Below are 24,662 nucleotides of genomic sequence, written 5' to 3' on the forward strand. Positions count from 1 at the left end.
CCTCAGTCGGTGATGTGGTGCCGGGCGACGGCGGCGCGCACGGCCGCCTCGTCGCCGGCCACGATGGCGTCGACCAGGTCGGCGTGGACCCGCAAGCGGCGGGCGCGGTAGGACCCGGCGCCGGGGCCGGACAGGTTCGGCTCGGTGGTGGACAGGTGCCCGAGCGTGCCCAGGTAGACCGCGCGGGCCATCGCGTTCGGGCACAGCGCCGCGATCTCCTCGTGCAGCGCCCAGTTCGCCCGCACGAACTCGCCCCAGGACCCGGCGGCGGCCATCGCGTCCAGCCGGGACCGCAGGCGCGGGACGTCCGCGGCGGTGCGGCAGCGCGCGGCGCCGACGTCGATCAGCTCCTCCAGGTGGTTGCGCAGCTCGATCGCGTCCGCGACCGCGGACGGTTCCTCGCGCACCGCGAGCAGGGTGCGCCGCATCCGCACCACCGGGCCGGCCTCGGCGGCGAACAGGCCGCCGCCGCGGCCGGGCTTGATCGCGAGCACACCGCGGTCGCGCAGCAGCCGGATCGCCTCGCTCACGGTCGCCCTGGCCAGCCCGGACTCCCGGCGGATGTCCTCGATGGTGCCCACCGGCTCGCCCGGCGCGAGGGTGCGGATGCGCTCCTCCAGCAGGGCGGCGAGCTGTTCGGCGCGGGTGCGCCCGCCGGTGGACAGGTCCGTCAGCTTCGTCATCGTGCTATTCAAGCATAAAGGTTCTAACCTTTAGCAGGTTTCGCGCGAAGGAGCAGTGGATGCGGATCGTGGGAGTGGCGGGCGGCGCCGGCGGAGTCACCGTGGGCAGCCTCGCCGCGGACGGGTCGGTGACCCTGATCGCCGGGCTCGAGGAGTTCTGGGCCGCTCCGGAGGGCTGGCTGGCCCGGCCACCGGCAGGGGAGCGGGTGCCGAAACCGCGGCTGGTGCCGCCGGTGCTGCCCGGGGCACGGGTGATCTGCATCGGGCTGAACTACCGCGAGCACGCCGCGGAGGGCTCCTACCGCGACGCCGGGCTGCCCGAGCACCCGACGCTGTTCGCGCGCTGGACACAGTCGCTGACGGTGGGCGGCGCGCCGATCCCGGTGCCGCGCGACGAGGAAGGCCTGGACTGGGAGGGCGAGATCGTGGCGTGGGTGGGCCGCCCGCTGGCCGACGCCGACCCGGGGACCGCGCTCGCCGCCGTGGTCGGGTACTCGACGTTCAACGACGTCACCGCCCGCCGCGCGCAGAAGCTGACCTCCCAGTGGATCCTCGGCAAGAACGCCGACTCCTCCGGCCCGCTCGGCCCGATGGTCCCCGCCGCCGAGGTCGGCGACCTGCGTGACGGCCTGCGGGTCCGCACCCGCGTCAACGGCGAGATCGTGCAGGACGGCAACACCACCGACATGGTCTACCCGGTCGGCGAGACGCTGGCGCACATCTCGCGCACGTTCACCGTCCGGCCCGGCGACCTGCTCGCCACTGGCACGCCCGCCGGGGTCGGGTACGCCCGCACCCCGCGGTGGCTGCTCCAGCCGGGTGACGTGGTCGAGGTCGAGGTGGACCGGCTGGGTGTCCTGCGCAACCCGATCGTGGGGCCCGGGCACCGGCTGCTGTCCCGGGAACCGGGACAGCAGGGGGCCGGCTGACCGCTGCCCGCACCTATCTTCCCCCGGTCAGGCAAACCAGGACCGGGAGGTCGTCGTGGACTTCGACGTCGCAGTCGTCGGGTACGGACCGGTGGGCAAGCTCCTGGCGATCCAGCTGGGCCGGCGCGGGCACCGGGTGGTGGTCCTCGACCGCAACGAGGCCGACTACCCGCTGCCCCGCGCCGTGACCCACTGCTCGGACGTCGCCCGGATCCTGCAGTCGGTGGGGCTGCCGCCGTCGGCGATCCCGGACGTCACCGAGCCCTACGACGACCTGTACGTGTGGCGCAACGGCGACGGCGAGACGCTGGTCGAGGTGGACTGGAGCGGGCGCGGCGAATCCGGCTGGTACAACACCTACTTCTTCAGCCAGCCCGCGCTGGAGGCGCGGCTCGACGCCCTCGCCGGCGGCCTGCCGCCGGTGCGGGTGCTGCGCGGCTGGGAGGCGACCGGCCTCGACGCCGCGGCGGGGACGGTGACGGCGCGGCGGGGCTGTGAGCGGATGACCCTGGCCGCGGCCTGGATCGTCGGCGCCGACGGCGCGAACAGCCGCGTCCGGCGGTGGGCCGGTGCCGGGTGGCACGACGAGGGCTATTTCCACGACTGGCTGGTGGTCGACGTCAAACCCGGGCCGGAACTGCACTTCCCGCACATCGCCGGCCAGTCCTGCGACGTGCGGCGGCCGGCCACGATGGTGCCGGGCGGCCCGGGACGGCGGCGCTGGGAGTTCATGCGGCTGCCGCACGAGTCCGCGGCGGACCTCGACCGCACGGCCAAGGCGTGGGAGCTGCTCGCCCCGCACGGCGTCACCCCGGACAACGCCGAGCTGGAACGGCATTCCACGTACACGTTCCAGGCGGGCTGGGCGCGGCGGTGGCGCGCGGGCCGGGTGCTGCTCGCGGGCGATGCCGCGCACCTGATGCCGCCGTTCGCCGGGCAGGGGCTCGGCGCGGGCGTGCGGGACGTGATGAACCTGAGCTGGAAACTGGATCTGGTGCTGCGCGGGCTCGCCGGGCCGGAGCTGCTGGACACCTACGGCAGTGAACGGTCGCACCACGTGCAGGCGTTCGTGCGGTTCTCGGTGGAGCTGGGGAAGGTCATCTGCATCACCGACCCGGCCGAGGCCGCGGAACGGGACCGCAGGCTGATCGCCGAGCGGGCCGCGGGCGGAACACCGCCGGCGCCGCCGCGACCGGGGCTCGGCCCGGGCGTGCACGCCGGTGCGGCGGGCGGGCGCCTGGCGCTGCAGGGCCGGGTGTCGGCCGATGGGGTGACCGGCTGGTTCGACGACGTCTTCGGCGGCCCGGGCGCCCTGATCGCCCGCGACTCGCGCGCGCTGGCCGGGCCGGACCTGACGGCGCTGGGCATTTCCCGGGTCGCGCTGGACGAGGTGGCCGACGTGGACGGCACCTACACCCGGTGGCTGTCCGAACTGGACGCTCCCGCGGTCCTGGTGCGGCCCGACTTCCACGTGTTCGGCGCGGGCGATCCGGCGTGGCTGGCGGCGGAGTTCGTGGCGGCGGTCCAGGGGCAGCGCGACGCCGCGCCGCGCGCGGTGCCGGTGGCCCGGCAGTGAAATGCCCCGCCGCGGGCCGCGGCGGGGCCAGGAAGAGATCGCGGATGTGTCAGGGAAATGTCGTGCGCGGTGTCCCTCCTTTCCTCGATCGTCAGGGCCGTCGCGCTCCCGGAGGTGAGCGCTGACGCCGCCACAGCTGCACCCGCGCCCGGCCACGTGGGCGGCCGGCGGGCGGGGGGAGTGGGGGTGGGCACGGCAGGCGGCGCGGGTGCTCGTCCGCGGGCTCGGCGCCGTCGCCGAAACCGGCGTCGATGATCGCGGCGAACTCCTCGTGCAGCCAGTCCGGGTCCGCGCACACCAGGTCGGCGAACTCGAACTCGTCCAGCACCGTGTCCGGCATCGCGACTCACTCCCGTGGAAGCTCCGCGTCCACATCGCTGATGTCATATATGTAGCGCGCACTGTAGATTCAGTCAAGCATCTGATGGAGAAATCGCGAGTTGACCTGGAGCGTGCTCCAGGACCTAACGTCGGGGTCATGCCCACGAAACAGCACAAGATCGGTTCCGGTTTCGGCGCGGCCACCACCGCGGCCGAGGTCCTGCGGGGCATCGACCTGACCGGCAGGCTGGCGGTCGTCACCGGTGGCTACTCCGGCCTCGGCCTGGAAACCACCCGTGCACTGGCGAACGCGGGGGCGCACGTCGTCGTCCCGGCCCGCCGGCCGGACGCGGCCGGAGCGGCGCTCGGCGGCCTCGCCGAGGTGGACGAGCTGGACCTGGGTGACCTCGACAGCGTGCGGGCGTTCGCCGGGCGGTTCCTGTCCTCCGGGCGGCGCATCGACATCCTGATCGGCAGCGCCGCGATCATGGCCTGCCCGGAAACCCGCGTCGGCCCCGGCTGGGAGGCGCAGTTCGCCACCAACCACCTCGGGCACTTCGCGCTGGTGAACCGGCTGTGGCCGGCGATCGCCCCCGGCGCGCGGGTGGTCTCGGTGTCCTCGCGCGGTCACCACTTCTCCGGCATCCGGTGGGACGACCCGTGGTTCCGGCGCGGCTACGACAAGTGGCAGGCCTACGGGCAGGCCAAGACGGCCAACGCGTTGTTCGCCGTGCACCTGGACAAGCTGGCCGAACCGTCCGGGATCCGGGCGTTCTCCCTGCACCCCGGCAGCATCCTGACCCCGTTGCAGCGGCACATCCCGCTGGACGAGCAGATCGCCAACGGCTGGGTCGACGAGCACGGCAACCCGGTCGCCGCCGGTTTCAAGACGCCGGAGCAGGGCGCCGCCACGCAGGTGTGGGCCGCGACGTCCCCGCAGCTCGCCGGGATGGGCGGGGTGTACTGCGAGGACTGCGACATCGCCGAGCCGGCCTCCGGCGAGCCCCTGCCGTCCGGGCCCGGGCGGCCCGGCTTGTTCCAGGGCGTGCGCGACTGGGCCACCGACCCGGAGCAGGCGGAGCGGTTGTGGGCGTTGTCGGCGGAGCTGACCGGGGTGAACGCGTTCTGACACGCGCCGGCCCGGCCACCCCTGACGGCGGCCGGGCCCGCACCTCCGGGTCAGGACAGGTGGTGCACCTCCTGCAGCCCGTACACCGGCGTCGGGATCCCCTCGTAGCGCGCCTTCAGTTGCAGCGCCAGGTACAGCGAGTAGTGCCGCGACTGGTGCAGGTTCCCGCCGTGGAACCACAACCCCGGCTGCTGGGTGGGCTTCCACATGTTCCGCTGCTCGCCCTCCCAGGGCCCGGGATCCTTCGTGGTCCCCGAGCCCAGGCCCCAGACCTTGCCGACCCGGTCGGCCATCTCCTGGCCGGCGAGATCGGCGACCCACCCGTTCATCGACCCGTAGCCGGTCGCGTACACCACCAGCTCCGCCGTCAGCTCGGTACCGTCAGCCAGCACCACGGCGTCCCGGGTCAGGTGGTCGACCTGGCCCTGCACCAGCTTGATCTTGCCGTCGGCGACGAGTTCGGAGGCGCCGACGTCGATGTAGTAGCCGGAGCCGCGCCGCAGGTACTTCATGAACAGGCCGGACCCGTCGTCACCCCAGTCGTGCCGGAACCCGGCCCGCTCCAGGCGCTCGTAGAAGTCCGCGTCCCGCTGCTTGATCTTCTCGTACACCGGGATCTGGAACTCGTGCATGATCCGGTAGGGCAGCGACGCGAACACCATGTCCGCCTTGTCGGTGCTCATCCCGGCGGCCACCGCGCGTTCGGAGTACAGGTCGCCCAGGCCGATCTCCATCAGCGAATCCGACTTCACCACGTGCGTCGAGGACCGCTGCACCATCGTCACGTCCGCGCCGTGCTCCCACAGCGCCGCGCAGATGTCGTGCGCCGAGTTGTTCGAGCCGATCACCACGGCCTTGCGGCCCGCGTAGGCATCCGGGCCGGGGTGCTGCGAGGAGTGGTGCTGATCGCCTTCGAAGACGTCCATGCCGGGGAACGCGGGGATGTTCGGCTTGCCCGACATGCCGGTGGCGAACACGAGCTGTTCCGGGGTCAGGACCACGGTGTCGCCGTCCCGGTCGACGGTGACGGTCCACCGCCCGGTGCGCTCGTCGTAGGACGCCGAGCGGACCTCCGACCGGGTCCAGTACGGCACGTCCATCACCCGGGTGTACATCTCCAGCCAGTCGGCGATCTTGTCCTTCGGCGCGAACACCGGCCAGTTCTCCGGGAACGGCAGGTACGGCAGGTGGTCGTACCAGACCGGGTCGTGCAGGCACAGGCTCTGGTACCGCTTGCGCCACTGGTCGCCGGGACGGTCGTGGCGGTCCAGCACCAGCGCGGGCACCCCCAGCTGCCGCAGCCGCGCACCGAGCGCGATGCCGCCCTGCCCGCCGCCGATCACCACCACGTACGGCTGGCGTTCGTAGCCGAGTTCCTGCTTCTCCAGCTCGCGTTCCTCGGCCCACGACCGGCGTCCCCGGACGATGCCGTGGCGTACCCCTTTCGGGCGACGTTCGCGCTGCGGTTCCTCGAAGCCCTTGAGCTCGCGCAGGCTGGTCAGGAACGTCCAGGCACCCTCGTCCGTGAGCCGGAGGTGGCCCTTGCCGCGCCCGGTCGCGGTCTCGAACTTCAGCCACGCCTCGGTGACCCCGTCGGCCTCGGTGGGCGTCTCGGTGGTGCGGAAACCCGACGGATCGGTGCCCTCCAGGCAGGCCGACAGCAGGCCGGCGACACCTTCCCGGCCCTCCACGGTCTTGATGTTCCAGGTGAAGGCGACCAGGTCGCGCCAGAAACTGTCCACCGCGAACATCCCGGCCGCCGCCGCGACGTCGCGTGCCGCCAGCGCGGCCTCGAACCGTGCCAGCCAGGCGTCGACGCGCGCCTGCGGCGAACGGGCCGGCGCCTCCCGGCCGATCGTCTGAGTCATCGCCACTCCTCGTCCTCGCCGTTGGGGATGTAACCGCGATCACACTCGCTGCCCGTGCGGGTGGCAACGGTTGCAGCGAATTGCACGCCTTGGCGACGGGTGCCGGGGCACTTATGCTCGATCGTCGACGCACTGGTGCGGAGGTGGCCCGTGAGCGTGCCCGGCGCAGTCCCGCCCGGCTGCAGCCTGCCCGCCTACGCCCGCGAGCTGATCCGCATGCACGACGCGGTCATCACCGGTGGCCGCGCGCCGCTGCGGCCCCGCGATGTGGTGTTCCGGTCCTGGGAGCGGGTGCTCGGGCTCGGGCTGAAGGCCGACGGGCTCAACGCCCGCGACTGGCTCGGCGAGGACGAGCTGGCCCGGCGGCGGGAGAACTCCCCGTTGCGGGACGCGGTCGGCGACCTCAGGCAGGTGCTCGGCGCGATGCCGCACGTGCTGCTGGTCGTCACCGATGCCGACGGCGTGATCCTGTGGCGCGAGGGCACCCCGGCGGTGCGCCGCCGCGCCGACGACCTCGGGTTCTTCGAGGGCGCCGAATGGACGGAGGAGCGGGTCGGCACGAACGCGATCGGCACCGCCCTGGCCGAGGCGGCACCGGTCGAACTGCTCGCCGGTGAGCACTTCGAGCAGGACCAGCACCCCTGGTACTGCACGGCCTCCCCGGTGCACGACCCGCGCACCGGGGAGCTGGCCGGTGTGATCGACGTGAGCGGCCCGGCGCTGACGCTGCACCCGGCGATCGGGGCGCTCGTGGAGACCGGGCGCAGGCTCGCCGAGTCGCAGATCCGGCACGGTCATCAGCGGCGGCTGGACCGGCTGCGCCGGCTGGGGGAACCGCTGCTGGCGGCCGGTCCCGCGCTGCTGGTCGACGACGACGGCTGGGTGGCGGCCGGCAGCGGCGTCTCCGTGGGCGACCGCATCACCGCCCCCGCGCAGGGCGACCCGATCGCGGTGCCCGGGCTGGGCGCGTGCCTGCCGGAGCGGCTGGCCGAGGGCTGGCTGATCCGGCCCGCCGGCCCGGACCGGCGGGTGTCGCTGGAGCTCGACCTGACCCGCACGCCACTGCTCGTCCTGCAGGGCGGCGACACCGGCTGGCGCCGCCCGGTGACCCGCCGCCACGCCGAGATCCTCGCGCTGCTGCACCGCGCTGGACCGGCCGGGCTGTCGGCGGAGGCGCTGAGCCGTGCGCTGTACGGCGACGCCGACCACGTCGTGACGGTGCGCGCCGAGGTGTCGCGGCTGCGGCGGCTGCTGGGCGCGCTGGTCGACACCCGCCCCTACCGGCTGGCCGACGGCGTGCGGATGACCGTGCGCTGAGCCCGGCGCCGTGCGGGATGTCCTCCGGTCGGCCGCCCGTTCGTCGGCACCCCGACACCACCCACGGCAGAGGAGGCGGGCATGGGATCAGTGAGCTCGGCGATTTCGGCGGACGGGACGACGATCGCCTACGAGCGGGACGGCAGCGGTCCGCTCGTGGTGTTCCTCGGTGGTGCGTTCAACGACCGGACGGCGTGCGCGCCGGTGGCGGAGGCGTTGCGGGACCGGTACACGGTCGTCTGCGTCGACCGGCGCGGGCGCGGGGACAGCGGGGACGCCCTCCGCGCGGCCGCGGACTACCGGATCGAGCGTGAGGTCGAGGACCTGGCCGCGGTGATCGCCGCCGAGGGCGGGCCGGCCGCGGTGTTCGGATTCTCCTCCGGTGGCATCCTCGCCCTGCACGCGGCCGTGGCCGGACCGGCGATCACGCGGATCGCGTTGTACGAGCCGCCGTTCGCGCTCGGTGGGCTGGCGGGCTCCGCCAAGGACCTGTCCGGGAAGCTCGCCGCGCTCGTCGACGAGGGCAGGCGCGGCGACGCGGTGGCGACGATGCAGATCGAGGGCATCGGGCTGCCGCGCGAGGTGGTCGAGCAGCTCCGGCGGTCGCCGCTGTGGCCGCAGCTGGAGGCGGTCGCGCAGACCGTCGTCTACGACGCGACGCTCACCGCCGCACCCAACCTGCCGACGGCCGCCATGCGCGCCCTGGACCTCGACGTCCTGGTGCTCAGCGGCAGCGGTACGTGGCCCGGGCTGCGCGAGGCCGCCCAGGCGCTCCCGGACCACCTCGCCCGGGCCACCTACGTGGAGGTGCCGGGCGGCGCCGGGCACGGCATCCCGGCCGAGGCGACGGCGAAGGCGCTCGACGAGTTCCTCGGCGGGAAATGAGGCGCACCGCACCCCGCCGTCGCGCTACGGTCCGGCCGTGGACGACGGCTACTTCGGCGAGGACGTCGCCGGGACCTACGACGAGTCGTCGGCGGCCGAGTTCGCGCCCGGCGTGGTGGAACCGGCCGTCGCGTTCCTGACCGGGCTGGCCGGGGACGGCGCGGCACTGGAACTGGGCATCGGGACCGGCCGGATCGCACTGCCGCTCGCGGCACGCGGCGTACCGGTGCACGGCATCGACCTCTCGCGCGCGATGGTCGCGCGGCTGCGTGCCAAACCGGGCGGCGACGCGATCGGCGTGACGATCGGCGACTTCGCGACGACGACGGTGGACGGCACGTTCTCCGTGGTGTACCTGGTGTTCAACACGATCATGAACCTGACCAGCCAGGCCGGGCAGGTCGCGTGCTTCCGCAACGCGGCCGTGCACCTGGCGCCCGGTGGAAGCTTCGTGATCGAGGTGGTGGTTCCCGCACTGCGGCAGCTGCCGGCCGGCCAGACGGTCGTGCCGTTCCAGGTCGGCACCACGAGCTGGGCCTACGACGTGTACGACGTGGCCACGCAGGCGATGAGCTCCAACTACGTGGAGGTGACCGGCGGGCGCGGCCGGTTCCGGTCGATCCCGTTCCGGTACGTGTGGCCCGCCGAGCTCGACCTGATGGCCCAGCTGGCCGGCCTGCGGCTGCGGGAGCGCTGGGCGGGCTGGACGCGCGAGCCGTTCACCGGCGAGAGCGGGAAGCACATCTCGGTGTGGCGCAAGCCGGAGCACCGAGATCACGGCCCGGGACGGACCCGCTAGTCGTCACCGCGCAGGGAACGCCGGATCTCCGCGAGCCTGTCCCGCGCGGCGCGGTCCCGGTCTGCCAGTTTCTCGTCGAACGAGGCGGCCTCCGGCGTCTCCCCGGCGAGCTCGGTCGAACCGAGGGCCGTCGTGTAGCGGTTCTCGATGCGGTCACGCACGAAGTCGAAGCTCGGCACGCCCGATTCGCTGTAGCCGCCCTCGGGTGGGGTCTCGTCGGGCATGGCGGTCTCGTCGGGCATGGCATCCCCTCTCCACGGTTGCCCCTCCCATTGTGCGCGACGAAACCGGAAAGTGTCGGTGGTGCCGGTTAGCCTGCGCCCATGCTGGATCACCTGGGAGTTCAAGTGGCCGACGTCGAGGCGTCCGCCGCGCTGTACCAACGCGTCTTCGCGCCGATCGGGCTGACCGAGGCGGTCCGTTTCCCGGTGGGGGAGGGGGTCGTGGTGGGCATGTCCGGTCCGGACGGGCAGGCCGCCTTCTGGTTCGGCCCCGCCCGTGGTGACGAGACCCGGGAGCTGCACGTCGCCTTCCGGGCGCCGGACCGGGAGGCGGTGGACGCCGTGCACGCCGCCGCCGTCGAGGCGGGCGTCGAGGTGCTGCACGAGCCGCGCGAGTGGCCCGAGTACCACCCGGGCTACTACGCGGTGTTCCTGCGCGACCCGGACGGCCACAACGTGGAGGCGGTGCACCACGGCGGATGAGCGGGTGAGGGCGGTGTCACTCGGGTGAGTGGACTCTCAGCTGCCGGGCTCGCTGCCGCGTGGAAAGGTTTTTCGCGAGCGCAGCCGGGACTGGGTCCGCTGCGACAACGCCTCCGGTCGGGTTCCTGCACTCGCCGGTGGAGCCGGTGATTCTCCGCGCCGCCGAGGCGGTCGGGCGGGGGACCGGCGGCATCACCATCGAGGCGGTCCCTCGCACGACACCGAACTGGGCCCGAGCACGTCTCACCGCTTGACTGCTGTTCGACGAGTACCTGGAGATCGCGGACGGACCCGGGCACCGCCACAACAGCCGGCCCTGGGCGGGACCATCAGCGCGTGGGCGTGCGGGGGGCGGCACCACCCAGGAGATGCGCGCCTCGGTGTGCCCTCCCGGCGCGGCTTCCTGGGGCCGCCCGGCGGCACGACCGTCGCGCGGGCCGGCACCCGAGGGGTTACCCGCGCGGTGCGCCCACCCGTGCCGCCCCGGAGATAGCGGGGGGTTCCGGCGACCACATCCCCTCGGTCCAGCCGAAGAACCGCGCGACGTGGGGGATCTGGTGGTGCATCATCGCCATGCCACGCTGGACCTGGCAGCCCCGGGATTCGGCGAACTCGATGAGTCGCGTGGTGTCCGGGGCCGCGACCACGTCGGCGACCACGGTGGGGGGCCGCAACCGCGAGCAGTCGAACGGGAGGGGGTCCTCCGCCCGCATGCCGATGGGCGTGGCGTTCACGACGAGATCGGCCATCACCTCTGCCGGGTCCGGCCCGCCCGGGCGCTGTCCCGCACGCACACCCGACGCCGGGCCGAAGCGCTCGGCGAGGGCGGCTGCGCGGCCCGGCAGGTTGTCGTGGACGAGGACCGAGCGAGCCCCTGCCTCCACGAGTGAGTCGACAAGGGCTGCGCCGACCCCGCCGGCTCCGACGACGAGCACCGATTTGCCCCCGGGGTCGAATCCCCTGGCGCGCAACGCCGAGACGAACCCGATCCCGTCCACCATGTCGGACACCGTTTCGACGAGTCCGTCCGGCCCAGTGCGCTCGAACCGCAGCAGGTTTGCCGCGCCGGTTCGGCGGGCGCGGGCGCTCGCTCGCCGGGAGAGAGCGAAGGCGGCCGGTTTGTGCGGCACCGTGACGATCAACCCGATCAGGTTCCGCACCTGAGCGGCGCCCGTGACCAGCTCGCCGAGCCCCGCCGTCGTGACGTGCATCGGAACGCAGACAGCGTCCACTCCGTTCGCCCGGAACAGGTCCGTCCACAAAGCAGGAGCCTGCACCTGCTGGATCGGATCACCGATCACGCCCACCAGCCGGGTGGACCCGCTGATTGCGCCGGGTATCGTCATGAGCTTGCCTCCTCCTCGAGCGACTGGCTGCTGCGTGGACGTTAGGTGTGCATGGCGCCGTCAGTCATTCTTCGACGACCACTCAGTGGCGCCCCTCCGGCTGGTTCCCACCGCCCGGGCGATGTAGTCCACCGCTTCGTCCGCATCAGGCACGATGTCGTGCAGCCGGAGGAACCCGTGAATCATTCCCGGGTATCGGCGGTGCACCACGGGCACGCCCGCCGCGGCCAGGCGTGCGGCGTACCTCTCCGCCTCGTCACGCAACGGGTCGCACTCCGCGGTGAGCACGACGGCGGGCGGCGCGCCACCCAGCTCCCGGCAGGTGGCGGGTGCCGCCAGCGGGTTGTCCAGGTGCCCCGCCGCGTAGGCGTGCCAGTAGAAGCGCACCTGCCGGGAGGTCAGCGAGAATCCGGATGCGAATGTTCGGTGAGAAGGGGCCGACCTCGTGGGATCGAGGGCCGGGTAGACGAGAACCTGCAGCGTGACCGGGAGACCGGGATCGGTACGCGACCGCAGTGACAGCGCAGCGGCCAGAGTGCCACCGGCGCTGCAGCCGACCACCGCGACGCCACCGGCCATGCTGATCCCGAGCCGTCCCGCTTCGCGCACCATCCAGGTCATGGCGGTTGCGCAGTCGTCGAGCGCCGCGGGGAACGGATGTTCGGGAGCGAGGCGATAGTCCAGGCTGACCACGGTCACGCCGGCGGCGGCGAGGCGCCGGCACGCGTGGTCCTGCGTGCCGAGGCCGCCGGTCATCCACCCTCCGCCGTGCAGGAAAAGCACGGCGGGCTGCGCATCCGGATCCGGTACGCGGTAGATCCGGACGAGCGGACCGTTGCCGACTCGCTCGTCCCACGCTTCGGCAGCGGTGCTGGTCTGCCGTCCCGGGACGGTCACCTGCTCGTCCCGCGCTCGGAGTGCGGCAGCGGTGCGGGCGACCGTCTCGGGCGTGAACTTCTCGGGCAGGAGCGCCTCCAGACCATCACGGCCGTGCTGATCGAGGAACTCGGCGATCGCGGGGTGCATGGCCGGGACCCTAGATCAGACCCACCCCCGGCCGGTCCGGCTCGCTGCCACTCAGTGGACCTTCAGGCTATCTGCCGCGTGCGGCGGGCGCTTACCGTTCCCGCTACCGGCGTGTCCGCACCAGCCCGCAGCGTCGTTCTGCACGTGCGGAGCCCGGGACGAGGTGACCCTACGAGGACGAGCCGCACCACCCCGGGTGAGTGCGCGAGAGTTACAGGAGGCGTCGATGGCGACTGCCGATGATCAGCAACAGGATTCCCGGGCCGATGCGGGAACGAGACGAGTCGTGTGGTCGAGTTTCCTCGGGTCCACACTCGAGTTCTACGACTTCTTCCTCTACGGCCTGGCGGCGGCGACTGTCCTTTCGCGCCAATTCTTCCCGAGCGCGGATCCGGTGGCCGGCGCGCTGGCGGCTTTCGCCACCTTCGGTGCCGGCTTTCTCGCCCGTCCGGTGGGAGCGGCCGTCCTCGGGAGCCTCGGCGACCGGATCGGCCGCAAACGCGTCCTCATCGGCTCACTCCTCGCCATGGGCACCGCGACCGTGCTGATCGGGCTGCTTCCCGGTTACGCGACCATCGGCGTCGCCGCTCCGGCCCTGCTCGTTCTGGCCCGCTTCCTGCAGGGATTCTCCGTGGGCGGTGAGTGGGCGGGGGCGGCGCTCATGGTCTTGGAGTCCGCCCCGAAACGGCGCAGAGGGCTGTTCGCCAGCTCGACGGGCGTCGGTTCGATGGCCGGTATGCTGCTCGCGACCGCTGCCTTCGCCGCGTGCTCCCAGCTGCCCGGCGGTGCGTTCGAGGACTGGGGGTGGCGGATCCCGTTCCTCCTCAGCGTCGCCATCACCGCGCTGGCGCTCTACATCCGCGTCCGGATCAGCGAGCCCGAGGTCTTCGCCGAGGTCCAGCGCCGCGACCAGGTGGCTCGGCGGCCGGTCCGGCAGCTCTTCCGGACCAGCTGGCCCAGCATCCTGCGCGTCGCCCTGATGTGCCTGGCGGAATCGGTTCCGTTCTACCTCGCCACGGTGTGGGTTCTGTCCTACGGACCCAAGTACCTCGGCCTCGACCGCTCGAGCCTTTACGTCGCGACCATCGTGAGCGCCGGACTCGGGTTCGTCTCCCTGCCCTTCTTCGGTGCCTTGTCGGACCGCATCGGGCGGCGCCGCCTCTACCTCGGCGCCGTGGCCGCGACGGCAGTCGTGTCGTTCCCGTTCTTCTGGGCGCTGCAGAGCGGGAGCGTGGTGCTGATCGGTCTCGCCTACATCGTGTTGCTCAACGGCGGTCACGACGCGATCAGCGCCATCCAGTCGTCGTACTATCCCGAGCTCTTCGACGTCCGCGTCCGCTTCAGCGGAACGGCGCTGAGCCGCCAGATCGGCAGCATGATCGGGGGCGGGTTCGCCCCGTTCATCGCCACCGGTCTGGTCGCCTGGAGCGGGGGAGGCTGGCTGCCGGTCGCTCTGTACCTGGTCGGCGCCACGCTGATCTCGCTGGTGGCCACGGTGATGAGCCCGGAGACGCTCCACAAGCGCCTCGATGTGGTGGAATCAGCCGGATCCAGCACCGGAAGCCCGGTCTGATGCCGCGGTTCCGCACCACCCTCACCGGGTGGTGCGGAACCACCAGCACCGCGCTACCCGCGGTCGCGCCGAGGTGCGCGAGCCGTGGTCACGCAGCGCGGTTCCCGTTGATCGAGCGTGCGATGCCGAGCGCCGCGGTCCGCACCGCGGGCGCCAGGCGGTCGACGGCGGTCAGGGAGCGGGCGACGATGCCCAGCGCGGCGCGCGGCCGCCCGTCATGACCCAGGATCGGCGCCGCCACCGACACCGCCCCGACCGTCATCTCCTCGTACGAGTAGGCCACTCCGGATTTGCGGACCTCGGCCAGGGCTGCCGCCAGCCGGCCGGGTTCGATGATCGTGTGGGGAGTCATCCTGGGCAGACCGGTACCGACGAGCGCCGCGAACAGTTCCGGCCCGGAGAAGGCCAGGAGGGCCTTGCCGACCCCGGTCGCGTGCAAGGGCAGCCGCCCGCCGACGAGGGTCCGCGTGGGTACCGCCTTGTTGCTGGAGATCTTCTCGATGCAGAGGGTCTGCGTGCCGTCCAGCACCGTGAGCTGGATGTTCTCCTGCGTCGCTTCGAAGAGATCGTGCATGTAGGGGACCGCGGCCTCACGCAGCCCCCGCTGCTGCGGGGCGAGTGAGCCGATCATCCACAGGCGGATACCGATGCGGTACCCGCCGTCCTCGAGTCGATCCAGTCCGCCCCAGCTGTGCAGTTCGCCGATCAAGCGGCGCGTGGTGGACAGCGGGAGGCCGCTGCGTTGCGCAACCTGCGTGAGCGTGAGCACGGGATGGGCGATATCGAAACTGTCCAGGATGCTGAGGAGCCGGTGTGAGACGGATTCTCCCGGCGTGCCGATCCGGCCGGCCATTGCGCTCACCTCCCGTCCGGTGCCACGACCGTAGGACCCGTCCAGCGACGATTCCAGGGTCGGCTGTCACTGAGTGGCAGCGCACTCTGGTGCCTGGTCGCCGCGAGGCCGCACCATACCCGGGTCCGTGGCGAGTGGCAGGGGCGACGGGACGGTGGCGGGTGATCGTGCCGCCGGGCCGGAGCCGGAGCAACTGCCGGAAACGAGGAGGTTCACGAGGTGTCGGCAAGCCGGGAGGACACACTGGCCCTGCGGGAGCTGGTCGAGAACTGGGTGCTGTGGCGGGACGCCGGCGACTGGGACCGGTTCGCCACTGTGTGGCACCCGAGCGAAGGCTGGATGACCGCGACGTGGTTCCAGGGTCCGGCGACCGAGTTCATCGCGGTCAGCAAGCGCGGGTTCGAGCAGGGTGTCCGCATCCTCCACTTCCTCGGAGGGCACAGTGCCTCGGTCGCCGGGGACCGGGCGATCGCGCAGACCAAGATGACGATCACCCAGCGCGCGGACATCGAAGGCGTCGAGGCCGACGTGGTCTGCACGGGTCGTTTCTACGACTTCTGCACCCGGTACGACGGTGACTGGAAGATCGTCCGCCGGCAACCGATCTACGAGATGGACCGCCTCGACGTCGTCGACCCCGCTGACCGCCTCGAACTGGATTCCGGACTGCTGGCGCGGTTCCCGGTGGGGTACCGCCATCTCGGCTACCTGCAGACGAAGGCGGGCTTCACGGTCAAGACCGGATTGCCGGGCCTGACCGGGGAGGCGGTGCAACGGCTTTACGACGAAGGGGCGGAGTGGCTGGCCGGCGCCGGAACAGCCGGCGATTACCGGTGAGGCCGGGCATGAGCGCGTCGTCCCCGGTGCCGCCGGCCGGGCCCGGAGCCGCCGCCAGGCGGTTCGACCTGACCTGCAGCGCCAGCACACTTCGCGGGGCCGGTCTGTCCACGCGTCTGCGGGCCGCTGCGGACGCCGGGTTCTCCGGTCTCGGGCTGAAGCTCGGCGACCACCGCGACAGCGGTTTGTCCGAGTCCGGCCTGCGATCGGCACTGGAGGAGCACGGCCTGCGGATCTTGGAGCTGGAGCACTCGTGGGACTGGGTCGAGCCCATCCCGGATCCGGCCGAAGCCGAGCTCTGGCGTCTCGCCGAGAGCGTCGGCTTCCGCCAGCTCAACGTGTCGATGTTCGCCGAGTACGAAACGACGGCGCTCGTGGACGCGTTCGGCCGCCTGTGCGATCGGGCCGCCAGGTACGGCGTACTGGTCGGGCTGGAGTTCCTGCCCTTCACCGCCGTCCGGACACTGCGGTACGCCTGGGAGATCGTACGGGCAGCCGGTAGTGCGAATGCTGGGATCGTGCTCGACGTCTGGCATTGGCGGCGCTCCGCGGCGACCTTGCGCGACCTCGCCGCTGTCCCACCCGAACGGGTAACCTCGCTGCAACTGTGCGAGGCGCGGACCGATGCCCTGCCCGATCTGAAGTACGAGGCCCGCCACCACCGCGAGCTGCCGGGCCACGGGGCCGGAGCGGCCGGCGGCACCGCTGCGTTCGTCGCCGCCCTGAAGGAGCACGGGATCGGCTGCCCGGTCTCGGTCGAGGTCTTCTCCGACGATCTCGACGCCCTGCCGGCCGCTCGAGCCGCCGCGGTCGCGGCGGCGGCCGGTGCGGAAGTGCTCGCCGCGGCGGGCTGGCCGGCGGGGCGAGGTTGGACGACGAACCTGCAACGGACCAAGGAAGGCACGGGATGACCGTTCACGGGCCGGGCGCGGAGCCCGGCGAGCACAGCTTCAGCGAGGAGAACTCGGCCCGCGTCGTGATCGAGAGCCTGCGGAACACCCGCGACGAGCGCCTGAAGTACGTGCTGACCAGCCTGGTCGAGCATCTGCACGCGTTCGTCAAGGACATCGAGCCCTCGCACGCCGAATGGCAGCAGGCCGTGGACTTCCTCACCGCCGTCGGACAGAAGTGCAGCGACACCCGCCAGGAGTTCGTCCTGCTCTCCGACGTGCTCGGGGTGTCCATGCTCGTCGACGCCATCAACAACCGGCGATCCACCGCGGCCACCGACACCACCGTCGTCGGGCCGTTCCACATGGTGGAGTCGCCACGTCGTGAGCTGGGCGCGAACATCTCCCTCGACGGCAACGGCGAGCCCTGCGTGTTCGCCGGGCAAATCCGGTCCGCCGACGGGACGCCCCTGCCCGGCGCGCTGGTCGATGTGTGGCAAGCCAACGGCGCCGGCTACTACGACGTGCAGCAGCCGGACGTGCAGCCCGAGCGGAACCTGCGTGGGCTGTTCAGCGCGGACGAGCGCGGCCGCTTCTGGCTGCGGACGGTCGTGCCCCGCTACTATCCGATCCCCGACGACGGTCCAGTCGGACAGTTGCTCGCCGTCAGCGGACGGCACCCCAACCGCCCCGCGCACATCCACGTCATCGCCGAGGCCGCCGGGCACGCTGCGCTGACCACCCACGTCTTCGTCGAGGGCAGCCCGTACCTGGACTCCGACACGGTGTTCGGCGTGAAGCGGTCCCTGATCCGCCCGGTCACGGTCGTCGACGACCCGATCCGCGCCGAGCACTACGGAGTCGACGCGCCGTTCCGGTTGATCGAGTTCGACATCGTCCTCGACCCGCTCCCCGGGCCGGACCAGCGGTGAGCCGCGACTTCGTCCACGAGAGCCGTCCCGGGCGGGTGGTCTTCGGTGTCGGCGCCGGCAGCCTCCTCCACGCCGAGGTCGAGCGGTTGGGACTGCGCCGGCTGCTGGTCGTGTGTACGCGGGGGCAGGCCGAGCTCGCTGCCCGGCTCGTCGTCCCGCTGGGCGGCTGGGTCGCCGGGATGCACTACGGCGCGCGGATGCACGTGCCGGTCCAGGCCGCGAGGGACGCGGCGGCCCGGGCGCGCGAGCTGGAGGCCGACGGTTGCCTCGCCGTGGGCGGGGGCTCCGCCGTCGGCCTGGCCAAGGCCGTCGCACGGGAGAGCGGGCTACCGATCATCGCTGTCGCGACGACGTATGCCGGGTCGGAGATGACCTCCGTGTGGGGCCTGACCGACGCCGGCGGCAAGACCACCGGCCGGGACCCGCGGGTACGGCCCGCGGTGGTGGTGTACGACCCGGCCCTGACCGTGACGCTGCCCGCCCGGCTGTCGCTCACCAGCGGCATGAACGCCGTGGCGCACGCGGCCGAAGCCCTCTACGCACCGGACGCGTCGCCGATCACCTCGTTGATCGCCGCCGAGTCGGTTCGAGCGCTCACGGCCGCCCTGCCGCGGGTCGTCGCAGCCCCGGACGACCTCGACGCCCGCTCGGACGCCCTCTACGGCGCCTGGCTCGCCGGGTCCGTGCTCGAGTCGACCACGATGTCGTTGCACCACAAGCTCTGCCACGTGCTGGGCGGTACCTTCGACCTGCCGCACGCCGAGCTCCACACCGCACTGCTTCCCCATGTCCTTGCTGCGAACCTCCCCGCCTGTCCTGCCGCGCGCGACGCGCTGCAGAACGCGCTCGGCGCGGCGGATCCGGCAACGCACCTGTTCCACCTGGCCGGTGAGCTCGGCGCGGAGATGTCGCTGGCGGCGCTGGGGATGCCGGCCGACGGGGTGGACGCCGTTGTCCGTCGGGTCCTCGAAGCGCCGTACGCCAACCCTGCCCCAGTCACCGAGACTGGGCTGCGTCAACTGCTCGCCGGCGCACTGGCCGGGGCCACCCCGGCACCGCCCGCGTCGCGCCGGTCCTGAGTCCCGGCCGGGCCGGCCTGATCGTCCTCGAGATCCCGCTACCCGTGAGGGAGACCCCACATGTCCTTCGCCTACCCGAACTCGCCGGCTCCGCTCGCGCTGGGCGCGATCTGCTTCCGTGACCGGCCGTTCCCGCAGATCCTCGCCGCCGCCGCCGCCAGTGGCTTCTCCGGCATCGGGCTGACGGTCGGCCAGTGCGTGTCGGCCCTGGAACGGGGGATCGCGCTGGAGGAGCTTCCGGAACGCATCGCCGATGCGGGCCTGGCCCTGGCCGAGCTCGAACTCGTCCGGCTGTGCGACGAGGGGCCGACGCGATACGCCAACGGCCTGGTCGAGGACCTCATCGGCGTCCTGGAGCCGGACCGGGTGCACACCGCGGCGTTCGCCGGTGACCCGGGCCGGATCGCCGATGAGTTCGCCGCGTTGTGCCGGCGGCACCCGGACACTCCGGTGGCGGTCGAGTTCATGCCTTACTCGGCGGTACGCGATCTGGCCTCGGCCCGGCAGCTCGTGGCGCACGCCGGCACCCCGAACGCCGCGATCGTGCTCGACATCGTGCACTTCTTCCGATCCGGGAGCGCCGTCGAGGAGATCGACCCGGATGCGTTGCGCGACGTGGCCGTAGTGCAGCTGTCGGACGTCTCGGCCCGCCCCGGCGTGCCGCTCGCACGCGAAGCCCGCCATCTCCGGACCTATCCGGGCCGGGGGAGCCTGGACACGGCGGGGTTCCTCCGCAGGATCCGCGAGTCGGCCGAGCACCTGCCGCCGATCAGCGTTGAACCGATCTCCGACGCCCTCGAGTGCCTTCCCCTCGATGTCGTCTCCGAGGAGGTCATGTTCACCACCCTGCGGGTGCTGGAGCAGTCCAAGCTCCGGTAGTACCGCCCACCGCGGTCGCCGCCGCGATGGAGGCCGGTCGCTCACGTGGAGATGGTCTTCGCGCCGCGGTCGGGCAGCGCCGTGGTCAGCGCGCGGCCCGGACCGCGGCCGCCACCGAACCTGCGATGTCCCGTCAGATCCGTTCGATGATGGTGGCGTTGGCCGTGCCGCCGGCCTCGCACATGGTCTGCAGCCCGAAGCGCCCGCCGGTGCGTTCGAGGACTCCGAGCAGGGTGGTGGTCAGCCGTGCGCCGCTCGCGCCGAGCGGGTGGCCGATCGCGATCGCGCCGCCGTCCACGTTGACCTTCGCCGGGTCGGCGCCGGTCTCGGCGAGCCAGGCGAGCACGACCGAGGAGAACGCCTCGTTGACCTCGAAGGCGTCGATGTCGGCAATGGACAGTCCGGCGCGGGCGAGGACCTTGGCGGTGGCCGGGATGATCCCGGTCAGCATGTACACCGGGTCGTCGCCGGCCACCGTCGCCGTGTGGATGCGCGCCCGCGGGCGCCAGCCCCGCTGCCGCGCGATCTCGCTGGTGGTGAGCACGAGCGCGGCCGCGCCGTCGTTGACCGGGCTGGAGTTGCCCGCGGTCACCTTCCAGTCGATGTCGCCGAACCGCGCGGTCCAGTCGTCGTGCGCGAACGCCGGCCGCAGCCCGGCGAGCACCTCGAGGCTGGTGCCCGGCCGGATCGTCTCGTCCACGTCGAGCTGGCTGACGGAGCCGTCGGCGGCGGTCACCTTCAGGGGCGCCACCTGGCTGGCGAAGTGCCCGTCCCGCCACGCGGCGGCCGCCCGCTGGTGGCTGGTCATCGCGAACTCGTCGAGCTGGGTGCGGGAGAGGTTCCACTTCCGCGCGATCAGCTCGGCGCTCACCCCCTGCGGGATGAGCCCGCCGGGGTAGCGGCGGGCCACCGACGGGCCGGTCACGTCGGCCCGGACGCCGCCGACGTCGGCCGAACTGCCGATCGGCACGTGGCTCATCGACTCCACGCCGGAGGCGAGGACGATGTCGTAGGCGCCGGCGACGATGCCCTGCGCGGCGAAGCTCAGCGCCTGCTGGCTGCTGCCGCACTGCCGGTCGACGGTGACGCCGGCAACCGACTCCGGGAACCCGGCGGCCAGCGCCGCGAACCGGGTGGTGTTGCCGCTCTGCTCGCCGACCTGGCCGACGGCGCCGCCGATCACGTCGTCGATCTCGCCCGGGTCGAGGCCCGGCACGCGTTCCACCGCGCTGCGCAGGACGTGGGCGTGCAGCTCGACGGGGTGGACCGCGGCGTAGGCACCGTTCGGTTTGCCCTTCCCGACGGGGGTGCGGACGGCCTCGACGATGACGGCGTCCCTCATGGGGTGCTCCCTTCCCGAATCGGACCGATCGGTCCCGGACTGATCGGTCCGAGCATGCTCCGCTGATCACCGCGCTGTCAACGGTGCCCGGACCGATCGGTCCGTTATGCTCGGCACATGGCACGCACGGCAGCTCCGGACGCCCGCGAACGGATCCTCGACGTCGCGGGCGCGCTGTTCTACACCGAAGGGGTGCGCGCGGTCGGGATGAGCCGGATCATCGCGGAGGTCGGCTGCGGCAAGAACCTGCTGTACGCCCACTTCCCGAGCAAGACCGACCTGGTCGCCGCCTACCTCGGCCGGTTCCGGGAGTGGCGGGACCGCGCGGAGGAGGAGGCCCTGCGCGAGGCGGGCGGCGATCCGGCCGAGCGGCTGGTGGCCCTGGTCGCCGAGATCGCGGCCCGGTTGCGGCGGCCGGATTTCCGCGGGTGCCCGTTCCGCAACGTGCTGACGGAGTTCCCCGGCGGTGACGACCCGGCGGTGCGGATCGCACGGGAGTACCTGGACCGGGGGCGGGAGCTGGTCGGACGGCTGGCGGGGGAGACCGGGGTGCCCGATCCGGCGGGTCTGGCGGACCGGGTCTGGCTGATCATCGACGGCCTCTACGCGAGCGGCTTCCCCGGCCGGGCAGCGGCCGTCGCGGTCGGGATGACCCGCGAGGCCATCGCCACCGCCCGCGCGGACGCCGCGGGTTAACCGGCCGTGACCAGCTTCGCCAGGCGGTCCAGGGACTCGGCGAGCCGGCGTTCGACGTCGCGTGCCGCGTCGCCGCCGTGGTTGGCCGGCTGGTCGCCGTGGAAGGACAGGTGCAGCGTCGCGTAGCTGGAGCCGCCGTCGGCCGAGGCGACCTGCAGCCAGCCGCTGTAGTCGGCGCTGCCGCGGCGGCCCCACTCGAGCCGGAGCTGCTCCCGCGAGGCGCCCAGCACGCCAGGCGCCTCGTACTCGCCCGCGGGATCGTGCACGTCCACGTCCACCCCCTGCGGCTCGCCCGGGTGCACGGTGATCACACCCGGCAGCCACTCGCCGAGCCGGTTCACGTCGGCGGCCACGGTGAACACCCGCTCCGCCGGAGCGGGCATCGCTCGTTCGCGTTCGAACTCGGTCATGCCCCGCGGGCTACCCGCCGCGGGCCCCGGTACACCCAGCGGCCGTCCACCCTGGTGAACTCGCTGTCCTCGTGCAGTGTTCCGGCTCCCGCGGCGTCGCGGTAGTGGGCGCGGAACTCGACGGTGCCGCTGGTGTGGAACGGGCTGCCGCCGGTCGTCGCGAGCACCTCCAGCCGGGTCCAGCGCTGCCCCGGGTCGAGGCCGATCGCCGCCGGGCGGGTGTCCGGATGCCAGCTGGCCAGCAGGTACGCCTCGTCGCCGACGGCGAACGCGCTGAACCGGGAGCGCATCAGCCGCTCGGCCGTCGGCGCCGCGGACTCGCCGCGGTGCAGCGGCGCGCAGCAGTTCTCGTACGTCTCACCCAGGCCGCAAGGACACCTCATGACCCCGATTGTCCCGCCCGCCGTCACGATGCCGCCGGTGCACCCGCGGTGCGCGCCGGGGCGCGCAGCGTGACGATTGCCGCCGCGCCGGTATGGCCACAATGGACGATCACGCCCGTGGCCGGACCGGCCGTCCGCCTGGGGGCGGCGGGTAGGATGGTGTCGCGCGCCCCGCGTCGGCGGGGCTGAGGGGTTAGGCTGGCGGCAATGGACATCCGGACGAGGAATGCGGTGACGCTCTCCGGCCGGCCCGGTGGCCAGCCGATGGTGTTCGCTCACGGTTTCGGGTGCGACCAGGCGATGTGGCGGCTGGTCACGCCCGCCTTCGATCCGGACTACCAGCTGGTGCTGTTCGACTACGTCGGCGCGGGCAACTCCGACCTCAACGCCTGGACGCGCGAGCGCTACTCGACACTGGACGGGTACGCCGATGACGTGCTGGAGCTCTGCGCGGAGCTGGACCTGCGGGACGTCGTGTTCGTCGGCCACTCGGTCAGCTCGATGGTCGGCGCGCTCGCGGCAGCGCGGGAGCCGGAGCGGTTCGCCGAGCTGGTGATGGTCTGCCCGTCGCCGTGCTACCTCGACGACGCCGGCTACACCGGCGGCTTCACCCGGCCGGACATCGATGAGCTGCTGGAGTCGCTGGACAGCAACTACCTCGGCTGGTCGGCGGCGATGGCACCGGTGATCATGGGCAACCCGGATCGCCCCGAGCTCGGCGCCGAACTGACCAACAGCTTCTGCCGGACCGACCCGGTGATCGCCGGCCAGTTCGCGCGGGTCACCTTCCTGTCCGACAACCGGGCGGACCTCGCGCGCGTGGGCGTGCCCACCCTCGTCCTGCAGAGCCGCCACGACGCCATCGCGCCGGTGTCCGTCGGCGAGTACGTGCACGACCGGCTGCCGGACAGCGAGCTGGTGCTGCTGGACGTCAACGGGCACTGCCCGCAGCTGAGTGACCCGGATCTGACCGCGGCGGCGATCGGAGCGTTCCTGGCCGACCGCGGGACGCGGTGACCCGGCCGGAGGCGCCGGTGCTGACCGGGGCCGACGCCGAGGACCTGTGGGAGAACGCGCCCTGCGGTTACCTCGCGGCCCGGCCCGACGGCACGATCCTGCGGGTCAACGCGACCTTGCTGAACTGGCTCGGCTACCGCGCCGAGGAGGTGGTGGGCCGCCGGTTCACCGATCTGCTCACCGCGGGCGGGCGGATCTACCACGAGACGCACTACGCACCGCTGCTGCGCATGCAGTCCGAGGTGCGGGAGATCGCGCTCGACCTGGTCGCCGCGGACGGCTCGCGATTGCCGGTGCTGGTCAACTCGACGCTGCGCGCCGGGCCGGGCGGGGTGACCGGCATCCGGACCACCGTGTTCGACGCGCGGGCGCGGCGTGCCTACGAACGGGAGCTGCTGCGGGCGCGGCAGGAAGCCGACCGCGAGCGGGAGCGCCTCGCCCGGTTGTCCCGGACCCTGCAGGAGACCCTGTTGCCGCCCGGCCTGCCGGAGGTGCCCGGGCTGCGTGCGGCCGGGTACTACCGGGCGGCGAGGGACCTGGTCGGCGGCGACTTCTACGACCTGTTCCCGCTGAGTGCGAACCGGTGGGCGTTCTTCATCGGCGATGTCTGCGGCAAGGGCGCGGAGGCCGCCGTGCTCACCTCGCTCGCCCGCTACACGCTGCGGGCCGCCGCCGTTCGGGAATCCGATCCCCGGGCGGTGGTGCGTACGCTCAACGCGGTGCTGCTCCAGGAGTACCGCGCCTCCGACGCTCGCTTTTGCACAGTCGTGTTCGGACTGATCGAACCGGACGGCGACGGCTTCCGGATCGACCTGGCCGGTGGTGGCCACCCGCCGGCGTTGCGGGTCGCCGACGACGGCGCGGTGCGCGCGCTGGAGACGCCCGGCGGTCAGCTGGTGGGGGTGTTCGCGGACGCGGGTGTGGCGGCCGCGGGTACCCGGCTCGGTCCGGGGGAGACGTTGCTGCTGTACACCGACGGCCTGCTCGAGGCGCGCGACTCGCACGGGGCGCTGCTCGGTGAGGGGCGGCTGGCGAGCGTGGCATCCGGATGGGCGGGCCTGGACGCGGGCACGATCGTGGAGCGCCTGGGGCAGTTGCTGTCGGACTTGCACGAGGGCGTCTCCGATGACACTGCCGCGCTGGTGTTCACCGTGCCGCGCTGAGTTCATCCGGACGGGTGAGCGATCG

At 72.6% G+C, this 24,662-nt stretch carries 26 protein-coding genes; 16 read left to right on the plus strand and 10 right to left on the minus strand.

Going from position 1 to position 24,662, the window contains the following annotated elements; all coding sequences use genetic code 11:
- Nucleotides 1-2: 2 nt before the first annotated feature.
- A complete protein-coding gene (locus tag FHX45_RS26235; RefSeq protein WP_167107376.1) occupies nucleotides 3-683 on the minus strand; it encodes a FadR/GntR family transcriptional regulator in 681 nt (226 codons plus the stop codon).
- A gap of 59 nt (nucleotides 684-742) precedes the next feature.
- Here FHX45_RS26235 and FHX45_RS28255 point away from each other — a divergent pair, with 59 nt between their 5' ends.
- A complete protein-coding gene (locus FHX45_RS28255; RefSeq protein WP_167107379.1) occupies nucleotides 743-1,612 on the plus strand; it encodes a fumarylacetoacetate hydrolase family protein in 870 nt (289 codons plus the stop codon).
- 55 nt (nucleotides 1,613-1,667) lie between these two features.
- Nucleotides 1,668-3,188: a bifunctional 3-(3-hydroxy-phenyl)propionate/3-hydroxycinnamic acid hydroxylase gene (gene mhpA, locus FHX45_RS26245; RefSeq protein WP_167107381.1), complete on the plus strand. Its 1,521-nt coding sequence runs from the start codon at nucleotides 1,668-1,670 to the stop codon at nucleotides 3,186-3,188.
- 91 nt (nucleotides 3,189-3,279) lie between these two features.
- Here mhpA and FHX45_RS26250 read toward each other — a convergent pair whose 3' ends face one another.
- Nucleotides 3,280-3,528, minus strand: a complete 249-nt coding sequence (locus tag FHX45_RS26250; RefSeq protein WP_167107384.1) for a hypothetical protein — start codon at nucleotides 3,526-3,528, stop codon at nucleotides 3,280-3,282.
- 138 nt (nucleotides 3,529-3,666) lie between these two features.
- Here FHX45_RS26250 and FHX45_RS26255 point away from each other — a divergent pair, with 138 nt between their 5' ends.
- Nucleotides 3,667-4,638, plus strand: coding sequence for an SDR family NAD(P)-dependent oxidoreductase (locus FHX45_RS26255; protein ID WP_167107387.1), 972 nt, complete (start codon nucleotides 3,667-3,669; stop codon nucleotides 4,636-4,638).
- A 50-nt stretch (nucleotides 4,639-4,688) separates the two neighbouring features.
- Here the strand turns inward: FHX45_RS26255 and FHX45_RS26260 are convergent, their stop codons facing one another.
- Nucleotides 4,689-6,506, minus strand: a complete 1,818-nt coding sequence (locus tag FHX45_RS26260; RefSeq protein ID WP_167107389.1) for a flavin-containing monooxygenase — start codon at nucleotides 6,504-6,506, stop codon at nucleotides 4,689-4,691.
- 150 nt (nucleotides 6,507-6,656) lie between these two features.
- On the opposite strand from FHX45_RS26260, the gene FHX45_RS26265 reads away from it, so the two are divergent.
- From FHX45_RS26265 to FHX45_RS26275, 3 genes are all read left to right on the plus strand, one after another.
- Nucleotides 6,657-7,823, plus strand: a complete 1,167-nt coding sequence (locus FHX45_RS26265) for a GAF domain-containing protein (protein WP_167107392.1) — start codon at nucleotides 6,657-6,659, stop codon at nucleotides 7,821-7,823.
- Nucleotides 7,824-7,904: 81 nt separating this feature from the next.
- Entirely contained in the window at nucleotides 7,905-8,708 is an 804-nt protein-coding gene (locus tag FHX45_RS26270; protein ID WP_167107395.1) for an alpha/beta fold hydrolase, read from the plus strand.
- A 37-nt stretch (nucleotides 8,709-8,745) separates the two neighbouring features.
- On the plus strand, nucleotides 8,746-9,507 hold the full coding sequence (locus FHX45_RS26275) for a methyltransferase domain-containing protein (RefSeq protein WP_167107398.1): 762 nt from the start codon (nucleotides 8,746-8,748) through the stop codon (nucleotides 9,505-9,507).
- Here FHX45_RS26275 and FHX45_RS26280 read toward each other — a convergent pair.
- Nucleotides 9,504-9,749 (minus strand): hypothetical protein, encoded by a 246-nt coding sequence (locus FHX45_RS26280; RefSeq protein WP_243869233.1) that lies wholly within the window; start codon nucleotides 9,747-9,749, stop codon nucleotides 9,504-9,506. The two genes, FHX45_RS26275 and FHX45_RS26280, sit on opposite strands and share 4 nt — an antisense overlap.
- An 81-nt stretch (nucleotides 9,750-9,830) precedes the next feature.
- Between FHX45_RS26280 and FHX45_RS26285 the strand changes: the two genes are divergently transcribed.
- Nucleotides 9,831-10,211 (plus strand): VOC family protein, encoded by a 381-nt coding sequence (locus FHX45_RS26285; RefSeq protein ID WP_167107401.1) that lies wholly within the window; start codon nucleotides 9,831-9,833, stop codon nucleotides 10,209-10,211.
- Nucleotides 10,212-10,663: 452 nt separating this feature from the next.
- Here the strand turns inward: FHX45_RS26285 and FHX45_RS26290 are convergent, their stop codons facing one another.
- Both FHX45_RS26290 and FHX45_RS26295 read right to left on the minus strand, forming a co-directional pair.
- Entirely contained in the window at nucleotides 10,664-11,557 is an 894-nt protein-coding gene (locus FHX45_RS26290) for a shikimate dehydrogenase family protein (RefSeq protein WP_167107404.1), read from the minus strand.
- 60 nt (nucleotides 11,558-11,617) lie between these two features.
- Nucleotides 11,618-12,583, minus strand: coding sequence for an alpha/beta hydrolase (locus FHX45_RS26295; RefSeq protein ID WP_167107407.1), 966 nt, complete (start codon nucleotides 12,581-12,583; stop codon nucleotides 11,618-11,620).
- Nucleotides 12,584-12,809: 226 nt separating this feature from the next.
- Between FHX45_RS26295 and FHX45_RS26300 the strand changes: the two genes are divergently transcribed.
- Complete coding sequence (locus FHX45_RS26300; protein ID WP_167107411.1) at nucleotides 12,810-14,156, plus strand: MFS transporter; 1,347 nt, start codon at nucleotides 12,810-12,812, stop codon at nucleotides 14,154-14,156.
- Nucleotides 14,157-14,244: 88 nt separating this feature from the next.
- On the opposite strand, the gene FHX45_RS26305 is transcribed toward FHX45_RS26300, so the two are convergent.
- Nucleotides 14,245-15,009 carry an IclR family transcriptional regulator gene (locus FHX45_RS26305; RefSeq protein WP_167107414.1) on the minus strand — a complete coding sequence of 255 codons (765 nt, stop codon included), beginning with the start codon at nucleotides 15,007-15,009 and terminating at the stop codon, nucleotides 14,245-14,247.
- Between the two features lie 219 nt (nucleotides 15,010-15,228).
- On the opposite strand from FHX45_RS26305, the gene FHX45_RS26310 reads away from it, so the two are divergent.
- Genes FHX45_RS26310 through FHX45_RS26330 form a run of 5 tightly spaced genes read left to right on the plus strand, consistent with a single transcriptional unit; the run spans nucleotide 15,229 to nucleotide 19,626 of the window.
- Nucleotides 15,229-15,846, plus strand: a complete 618-nt coding sequence (locus FHX45_RS26310) for a nuclear transport factor 2 family protein (RefSeq protein ID WP_167107417.1) — start codon at nucleotides 15,229-15,231, stop codon at nucleotides 15,844-15,846.
- An 8-nt stretch (nucleotides 15,847-15,854) separates the two neighbouring features.
- Nucleotides 15,855-16,757, plus strand: a complete 903-nt coding sequence (locus FHX45_RS26315) for a sugar phosphate isomerase/epimerase family protein (RefSeq protein ID WP_167107420.1) — start codon at nucleotides 15,855-15,857, stop codon at nucleotides 16,755-16,757.
- Entirely contained in the window at nucleotides 16,754-17,668 is a 915-nt protein-coding gene (locus FHX45_RS26320) for a dioxygenase family protein (RefSeq protein WP_167107423.1), read from the plus strand. Before FHX45_RS26315 ends, FHX45_RS26320 begins: the two co-directional genes overlap by 4 nt.
- Nucleotides 17,665-18,747: an iron-containing alcohol dehydrogenase gene (locus FHX45_RS26325; protein ID WP_167107426.1), complete on the plus strand. Its 1,083-nt coding sequence runs from the start codon at nucleotides 17,665-17,667 to the stop codon at nucleotides 18,745-18,747. Before FHX45_RS26320 ends, FHX45_RS26325 begins: the two co-directional genes overlap by 4 nt.
- Nucleotides 18,748-18,807: 60 nt before the next feature.
- The gene (locus FHX45_RS26330) at nucleotides 18,808-19,626 is read left to right on the plus strand and encodes a sugar phosphate isomerase/epimerase family protein (RefSeq protein ID WP_167107429.1); all 819 of its coding nucleotides are present in this window, start codon (nucleotides 18,808-18,810) and stop codon (nucleotides 19,624-19,626) included.
- Nucleotides 19,627-19,759: 133 nt separating this feature from the next.
- On the opposite strand, the gene FHX45_RS26335 is transcribed toward FHX45_RS26330, so the two are convergent.
- Nucleotides 19,760-20,968 (minus strand): thiolase family protein, encoded by a 1,209-nt coding sequence (locus FHX45_RS26335; RefSeq protein ID WP_167107432.1) that lies wholly within the window; start codon nucleotides 20,966-20,968, stop codon nucleotides 19,760-19,762.
- Between the two features lie 117 nt (nucleotides 20,969-21,085).
- Here FHX45_RS26335 and FHX45_RS26340 point away from each other — a divergent pair, with 117 nt between their 5' ends.
- Complete coding sequence (locus FHX45_RS26340; RefSeq protein WP_167107435.1) at nucleotides 21,086-21,664, plus strand: TetR/AcrR family transcriptional regulator; 579 nt, start codon at nucleotides 21,086-21,088, stop codon at nucleotides 21,662-21,664.
- Here FHX45_RS26340 and FHX45_RS26345 read toward each other — a convergent pair.
- Together FHX45_RS26345 and FHX45_RS26350 are read right to left on the minus strand one after the other, a co-directional pair.
- Nucleotides 21,661-22,074 (minus strand): SRPBCC family protein, encoded by a 414-nt coding sequence (locus tag FHX45_RS26345; protein ID WP_167107438.1) that lies wholly within the window; start codon nucleotides 22,072-22,074, stop codon nucleotides 21,661-21,663. The genes FHX45_RS26340 and FHX45_RS26345 overlap by 4 nt on opposite strands.
- Nucleotides 22,071-22,457: a YchJ family protein gene (locus FHX45_RS26350; protein WP_167107442.1), complete on the minus strand. Its 387-nt coding sequence runs from the start codon at nucleotides 22,455-22,457 to the stop codon at nucleotides 22,071-22,073. Before FHX45_RS26350 ends, FHX45_RS26345 begins: the two co-directional genes overlap by 4 nt.
- 207 nt (nucleotides 22,458-22,664) lie before the next feature.
- Here FHX45_RS26350 and FHX45_RS26355 point away from each other — a divergent pair, with 207 nt between their 5' ends.
- Together FHX45_RS26355 and FHX45_RS26360 are read left to right on the plus strand one after the other, a co-directional pair.
- Entirely contained in the window at nucleotides 22,665-23,474 is an 810-nt protein-coding gene (locus tag FHX45_RS26355) for an alpha/beta fold hydrolase (RefSeq protein WP_167107445.1), read from the plus strand.
- Nucleotides 23,471-24,637 (plus strand): SpoIIE family protein phosphatase, encoded by a 1,167-nt coding sequence (locus FHX45_RS26360; RefSeq protein ID WP_167107448.1) that lies wholly within the window; start codon nucleotides 23,471-23,473, stop codon nucleotides 24,635-24,637. Before FHX45_RS26355 ends, FHX45_RS26360 begins: the two co-directional genes overlap by 4 nt.
- The last annotated feature ends 25 nt before the right edge of the window (nucleotides 24,638-24,662 follow it).

Origin of the sequence: Amycolatopsis granulosa (assembly GCF_011758745.1) — a bacterium.
In the GTDB taxonomy this organism is placed as follows: domain Bacteria; phylum Actinomycetota; class Actinomycetes; order Mycobacteriales; family Pseudonocardiaceae; genus Amycolatopsis_E; species Amycolatopsis_E granulosa.